Annotated in this window: 1 protein-coding gene; it reads right to left on the reverse strand. The window is 65.3% G+C overall.

The annotated features are described in order from the left end of the window. Window positions 1–1,080, reverse strand: a 1,080-nt coding sequence (locus tag EBS11_RS28340) for a hypothetical protein (protein WP_290608885.1), incomplete at both ends; no start/stop codon positions are given.

Consider the following 1,080-nt stretch of genomic DNA (forward strand, 5'->3'; position numbering starts at 1 on the left):
GTATCGCCACACGATCAGGCTGGCGCCGTCGCCAGAACGGTCAACGCTGACAGGCAGAAGCGGCAACACTTGAGCCTGTAGCCAGTCCAGCGGACGCACCCGCGAATCCACCACGCAGTCGAATCGGTACGTTGTCAGCAAGCCCGCAGCCGCGGCCATGCGCCCGTAATCAATGGTCATGCCCGACAGGCTGAGCATGTCGATGATCACATCTCCAGCCAGCGGCGACAGGCCGCCGCGCGTGCTGTCCACCGGGTCATACCACGTCGCATAGACCTGTATCGGTGCGTCGGTGGTCGGCTGGAACGCCGTGACCGATGGCGAGCGAAGGCCGTAGACGTGCTGGCCGTCCGCGTCCACGTAGTCGCTCAGCGTGTTTGCGGGGTAGTCCGCGTAATAGGGAACAATGGACACGACCTGCCCGCGCGAGTCCTGCACCTGCACCACGCGGAACTGAGTCGGCGTCAGCTGCTGATCAGTCGTCAGCCGAATGTACGGGGTATCGACCGCGTGCCCGGCCACGATCAGCTGATAGCCCTGCGGCCCGTCGATGTAGGACGCCCACACGCCCTGGCTACCTGCGCACCATCCGCCGATGTAGCCGGGATGTCCGTACACGCGCGGGTAGACAACGCCCAGATCTTCAGTCGCAAGCGTCAACACCGAGTCAGCCCACGTCCAGCCGTCGACCTGCTCAGTAGCAGACGGCACCTGCGACGGGTTGACGGTCGCGGCGTCCTCCACCGGCTCGGCTGGCTCGCCCCATTCCGGATCCGACACAACGCCACGCGCGAGAATGACTCGCTTTGCGTAGTCGGTGCCGTCAGTCCACACGGACACCTCGACAGGGCATCGCGCGAGCTGATGCCCCGCCGCATGCAGCGCCGCCACGCTGACCGGGAAGGTAGCCTCCACCGGAATGGACAACGTACCGGCTGAGGCCTGTAGAAAGTTCAGCGCGGTGCTGACCGTTAGGCCGGTGATGCCCGGCGAGTAACTGTACGTGTTGCCGGTGGCCGCATCTTCGATGTCGAGCGCGTCGGTCGCCAGTCGGATCACCTGGCCGGCGTAGTCGACCTC

The organism is Janthinobacterium sp., from assembly GCF_009923995.1.
GTDB lineage: Bacteria > Pseudomonadota > Gammaproteobacteria > Burkholderiales > Burkholderiaceae_D > Janthinobacterium.